The sequence below is a fragment of the Wolbachia endosymbiont of Onchocerca gibsoni genome (assembly GCF_029169405.1).
Classification (GTDB): domain Bacteria; phylum Pseudomonadota; class Alphaproteobacteria; order Rickettsiales; family Anaplasmataceae; genus Wolbachia.
The window spans coordinates 545,582-551,581 of the sequence record NZ_JABUMP010000001.1 but is presented as its reverse complement, the minus strand read 5'-3'; the positions used below and the strand labels follow the sequence as shown (position 1 = coordinate 551,581).

The 6,000-nt window shown below is 30.4% G+C and carries 3 protein-coding genes, 1 tRNA gene and 1 pseudogene; 3 read left to right on the top strand and 2 right to left on the bottom strand.

The annotated features are described in order from the left end of the window. The coding region (locus HSX44_RS02060; RefSeq protein WP_275602092.1) for a phosphatidate cytidylyltransferase at positions 1–409 on the top strand (409 nt) is incomplete at its 5' end. A 31-nt stretch (positions 410–440) separates the two neighbouring features. On the opposite strand, the gene HSX44_RS02055 is transcribed toward HSX44_RS02060, so the two are convergent. Further along, on the bottom strand, positions 441–665 hold the full coding sequence (locus tag HSX44_RS02055) for a zinc-finger domain-containing protein (RefSeq protein ID WP_275602091.1): 225 nt from the start codon (positions 663–665) through the stop codon (positions 441–443). 65 nt (positions 666–730) lie between these two features. Beyond that, a pseudogene (gene coaD, locus HSX44_RS02050) lies at positions 731–1,232 on the bottom strand (pantetheine-phosphate adenylyltransferase). 81 nt (positions 1,233–1,313) lie between these two features. Between coaD and HSX44_RS02045 the strand changes: the two are divergent. Together HSX44_RS02045 and HSX44_RS02040 are read left to right on the top strand one after the other, a co-directional pair. After that, positions 1,314–1,386, top strand: a tRNA-Phe gene (locus HSX44_RS02045). A gap of 145 nt (positions 1,387–1,531) precedes the next feature. Further along, entirely contained in the window at positions 1,532–2,473 is a 942-nt protein-coding gene (locus tag HSX44_RS02040) for a glutamine amidotransferase (RefSeq protein ID WP_275602090.1), read from the top strand. The last annotated feature ends 3,527 nt before the right edge of the window (positions 2,474–6,000 follow it).

Genomic DNA, 6,000 nt, shown 5'->3' with positions numbered 1-6,000 from the left:
CCTATATAATCTACCACAAGGGAAATACACATTAGTATGGCTCATCTTAACAATTTGGAATATTGATATTACTGCGTATCTGTTTGGTAAGAATTTTGGTGGAGCCAGAATTTGCTCAATTGTTAGTCCTGGAAAAACTTGGTCAGGATTTTTTGGTGCAACCTTAGCTGGAATGATATGCGCGATTCTTGGATCAGTATTTTTAGGTCTATTTTCAATTTTTTATTCTCCAATAATTGGACTTATAGTTGCTATTCTAGCGCAACTTGGTGATTTCACTGAATCTCTTATTAAAAGAGCTTATAATGTTAAAGATAGTGGAAGTATGATACCTGGCCATGGAGGAATACTTGATCGTATGGATAGCTTCATTTTCACTACTCCTCTTATTGCTATCTGTATAAATTAGCTAATTTTAAAAAGTGGAATGCTGTTAAAGTTCACCCATGGATTTTTCTCCTTTTGTTGGCTGCTTCCATGATAGATTTATCAGCGGGTTTAGGTTCTTTAGATTTAAATTCTTCATCCATCAGCTTATTACAATAAGGACAAAATGTTTTTCCTTTTTCTTTATACAAATATATTAGCGGATGACCAGAACCATTATCTTTCTCATCGCCGCGGCAACAAACTATTATTACACTATTATTCTTTACTTCTGTCATGTTGCTCCTTTGGTTTATAGTATTTTATGTGTTAAATATATATATTTGGGAGTGGAAAATAAATACTATTCTTCACTTCTTGCTTTATTCATGTTGAAGTTAATCAACTCTTTTGAACTCTTTCTGGAGCAAATTTGCTAACACTTTCTCCTAATCTTGCTATTTTTTTTACAAAACTTGATGAGATAAATTGAGTGTCTTCAGAGCAGGAGGAAATATAGTCTCAATTTTATGGAAAGTTTATAATTTACCCTAACTCATTTGAAACTCATAATTAAAATCCGATACTGTTCTAAGTCCCTTGATGGTAACAGAAGCGTTTTGCTCTTTTGCAAACTTCATAGCAACCATTAAAGGATATTTATATTAATTCTTAATTTTTTAATTTCATTTTAGCTATGCTTGTATGTAGCTTTGCGTTAAAAGTAGTGTGCTTATTAGTATTTTCTATAATGTTAATTAATAATTTATTAACTGGTTTATATTCACTTTTTACTATATCAATATGCTCAAAGGTTTAGGGTCAAATATGCTAGGATAAATTCCTATTTTATTGTCAGTGTCCACTTTTTATTTTTATAAAAATTGCTTTAAAAACTTTTAATAGACATGATAACATTTTTTATTTAAGAATGAAAGCACATGATTGGCCTGATAGCTCAGTTGGTAGAGCAAAGGACTGAAAATCCTTGTGTCGCTGGTTCAATTCCTGCTCAGGCCACTTTCTCTTTCTTACCAAATTTACTTTTTTGTTGCAAAATGTTTTATTATTGTATTATAATACTTGTATGAGTATAGATATTAGGTAGGTTATAACGTGTAAGTATTATAACAAGGTATTTAGTATCTTATTAGGTATAATTCTGTTGTTCAATAGCATTACTTATGCAAGTGCTAATAGAAGTTTATATCTAATAAATGGTAGTATAGTTGTTGGTTTATTGAAAACAGAGGAAAAAACATATCCGTGTGAGATTAATTTATCTCGAAATATCTATGAAATATTTAATAATTGGAAAGTTAAGACTGTTTTGATTGATTGTGATAAGATAATTAGCCTTAAAAAAATCCAAACAGAGTCACTTAATCTTACGGAACAGGATGAAATATTAGCAAGAAAACTGATATTAGAGAGAGTAAAAATTGAAGTTGCAAAATTCATTGAAGAGCACAAAATAAATAGGATATTTATCCTAGGAAATTATTGTAATTTGTACTTAGAACAATTTTCTCTTACTCCATGCCGCCAACTTGTTACTGAAGCAATTGTGGAAATAGTGAATAATAATCCTGCAATTCACTTACTTAGTATATGTGGTGGTTTGCAATGCATTATGAATACAAAAGGGATTAAAGTAGTAAATGTGGCGAATCTTGTGAGCGATGAAGAGAAGCAAAGGTCTCATTTAAGATTAACACCTGATCTACAGCAGCAAGAAAATATACCTCTTCAGCAGATAAAGATAATTCCAAATAGCCACTTAGCAAAAGTGGTAGCTAAATTTTTACCACCTAATGAGAATGGCTGGTTTTTAACATATTTTCCGGATGCTCATTCAGGGGAAGTGAGTAATACGTCAGAAAATAGAAAGAAGTTAGAGTTACTTGGTTATAAAGTTGCAGCATTTTCCAATAATGGAGTAATAGAGGCTATTGAAGATAAGTATGGTAATATTTGCTTTCGAAGCCATCTGGAAGTACTTACTGTAAAATTGGATAAAAGCCTCCATTTATTAGATCACAAGGCGCGTTATGTTTCAACGTTAGTTGCTATGGCGATTATAAATGATTTTCTTTATCGAATTTAATAGAAAACTTTCTGAGATCAATATCATCATACCAGTATGTGATGCTAGAATCTACTCCTTATTATGCAACTACTTGGTTAAAAGTGAATTTTTTGGGTTCTAGTATCAGGTGTTTTGAGGTAACAGAAAAAAGAGCTGCTTGGATGACTTTCTTATGATAAACAATGTTTTATAATCGTAGATGAAATTATAGATAATAAAGTGAAACTATGCATATTTTTGTAGCTCCATTGTAATTAACAGTAAGGATATTTTAGAATCAGAATTTGTTTTTGCTTGCAAGTTTTTTTTTGTTAAACGATAAAACTACGTAAAAANTTAGTGTATCTCATTCTTCAATGAATGCAGGTGTATATATATTCCTATTGTATTTATATTACGTTTTTCTACCTCTTAGAGGTTCTATTAGCTATGACTAACTTTTGTGTAGCTTATTACATTGTATAGTCTATTGTCAGTATAGCATAGTATATATTATTGGCATTATAGGTTAAAAAAGTTTTTACAGTGGCTATACATATATACAAATATTTGTTTTGCTAAGATAATGCGTACAAAACTGACGCTATATATAGCTTTTTTTTGAACTTCAGTGTCAACTACTTAGATAGCAAGAAGCAGTGTGCTGGGGTGAAAGATGCTCTATCATGGAGTTTGCTATGTGGGTTAACTTTCAGCCCCAACAGTTTTAAAAAAAATCTATTGAAAAGGGAGGATTGTTATGTCCATAATGATTTTATCATTAATTTTAGGTTAAATTGGCAGCATTTTTAGTCTAGTTAGGTTATTGGTTTAGAGTCTGGACTATCTTTTTGGTGAACAGCTCAGTGAGGAAATATTATTTAAATCCAACTAATGAAAAAAGAGGAGATGACCGACTAAAATGATATGGAAAAAGATATGGGTATCGTGTACAACTACTATGTAACGCTTACAATTACAAGCTGCAAAAGAGAAGTAAAAGAATTAAATAAGTATTAAGCAGGTACAAAATTGTTGAGTTTTGATGAAATAGAGTATGTTTTTACAGCAGTGCAGAAGGTCAGAATCATGATCCATTTCGCAATTGAAGGTGAGAAATGTTTTAGCCTACAAAGGAATATCTTGTATAGATATCAAGAGTTTTCCTTTAGAAGACTATGGTAACTATGTTCAGATATTTATGTTTAAAGTGTAAACTGTATTGTGGCTAAGTGAATTTTCAGTAATGAAAAATATTAGGAATATCACAATACCATATCATATTTAGAATGCTTTATGTATGATACAAAATATAAAAGAAAGTTGTGTAAGAAAGGGTAAAGTAGCAACCAGTATACCCAAATATGGACTAGCGTAAAAAGGGTGGATTATGAAATTACCTAAAAAAGCATTGCGCCTTTTTTTTAGATTAACTAAAAGAAGGTTTATTAAACCTTAAGTAAGTAGGTGTCAATAATGGTTGGTTAGTTTGTATAAGCGATTTGAATATCAAAGATTGTAAAGTATACTCTGTGGTTGAGTTTAAGGGTCATTCTATAGTGGTGCCTGTGATGATAATTGTGGGGTGTAATTAAAGATAGTGCTCAGCTAATTTCAAAAGATAGTGGCAAATCAACAATGTGGTGTTGAGTAAGGACATTTGTTTCTCACTTACTGATGGTTTCANCCTTCTTTTTGTTTTTTTATTCTGTGAAGGTGTAGTTAATAGTTTGAACAATGAAGTTAGACATGATTACTTCTATGATTATTCAAAGAGCGAACTAAGAGAGTAAAGTATAATGACAACAAATATGCAATAAGAAAACGTGGAGAAATAGTAAAGTGAAGTTCACATAAATCCTGTTAGTAGTAAAACAAAGTGAAACCAAAAATGAAAAAAATATGGGTTACTAAATATTGATTTCCTAATTCAAATGAAGAGTGATCTTTCTTTTATATAAAACTGCAATTGAAGGGATGATAAAAAAGTAGTAGAATTCAGAAATAGTGGGAAAAATATTTTCTTGGTATGGAATACAAGGTTGTTTTCTTGTTTCTCTAATTTATCTAATGTGTGTGCTGACTTACTATAACTGAAGGCGTGGTGTTTGATTTCAGGAAAAAGTTTCGCAGCTAATATTTCTTTCAGAGTTCTATCTAATCTAATGTAAAATGCTGATTTTAAAAAGTAATTATTTTGATGTAAGTGAGACGTTAAAGGGCGTTATTTGAATATGGCATAAACAATTAACAATCCGTAAGTTCAATGATTAAGATGTTATAGAGTCACTTTTTTTGATGTAGCTGAGCAGAACTCTGAGTTTGAAGTAGTCTAAAAGAACAGAGGAGTTGTTGTACAACTAAAATATCAGTTGATAAAAAGTTGTTTTTAATCAGCAGTTTAATGCTGATATAACTTATTAATGTTAGAATTGTGCCAGACTTGAACAATCAGTCAACGTTGTCTATTTTAACCGTAATTTTGATTATCTAGTTGATATTAAATATTTCGACTACCAAATCAAAATGTTGTCATAATAGTTGAAACTCTTCCTTTATAGAGGAAGGAAGGGCGCAAAAACATATAGCCAAAGTTTTACTTTATTTTTTTGTGCAGGGGAAAAATGTATGCAATTTAAGGATGCTAATAAAATATGCATGGCTTTCACCGTGAGATGAAATAACAGTTTTAGATAATAGGGAAAGTATACTATAAAAAGAATTGTAAAAACAAAACTTAAAGACATGTATATTTAGGTAAGTAGTGTTAGTTATGACCATTCCATATACATAAACTCTTCTTTCCTTAATAAGATTATTTATTCTTTTAAAATACCTTTTTTTTGCATCAAAAAACCATAATATAGAAACGATAGATTTATAGTATATTATACTAAAGTTAGTAAGGAAGAAAATTGAAAAGAAGTGATACTTTTTATTTTTTACAACAGTAATAAGAATTGTAAACCTATTGCAAGCACAAATGAACAGTCTACTTGTGATATGTAATTGGAGTATATTAATAAAAGAATTACAGTTGAATTTTGGTGAGCTGTTTGTTATAGATTCATGCTGATTAAAAAAGAAGTAATAAAAATTCAAAGCGCCAAGCTTATAGATAAATAAGCTTAGCAACTTAATTCAGTGGTAATAAGGCACTAAAGAATGTAACTGTTTGAAGCGCAACCAGAAAAACGGCTTTTTTTTCAAAACGGCAACCTATAATGACTTATTGGGTAATACAGAGACGGAAGCCTTGATCTTAGGGCTTAGAATAAATAATTCAAGGTGAAATATTAAAATTCGCCCTTTGACAAAAGGATCAATAATTTGAGCTGTAACGTCTTCTATAGAGATACTGACCATAAAATGAATTTTTAGTCACTTAGATTTTCTGCTTTCCTGCCTTTTTGTCTGTCTCTTTCTTTCCGATTTTAAACCCTAATCAAATTTTGAGAAGAGCTGCTGTTTTCATCTATTAAACGTTTTTCTTTGCTCATATGCTAGTAGCTCTTCTCTCGGCAAATTAATAAACTTACCTCTTCATGATCTTGTTTTATTTATCT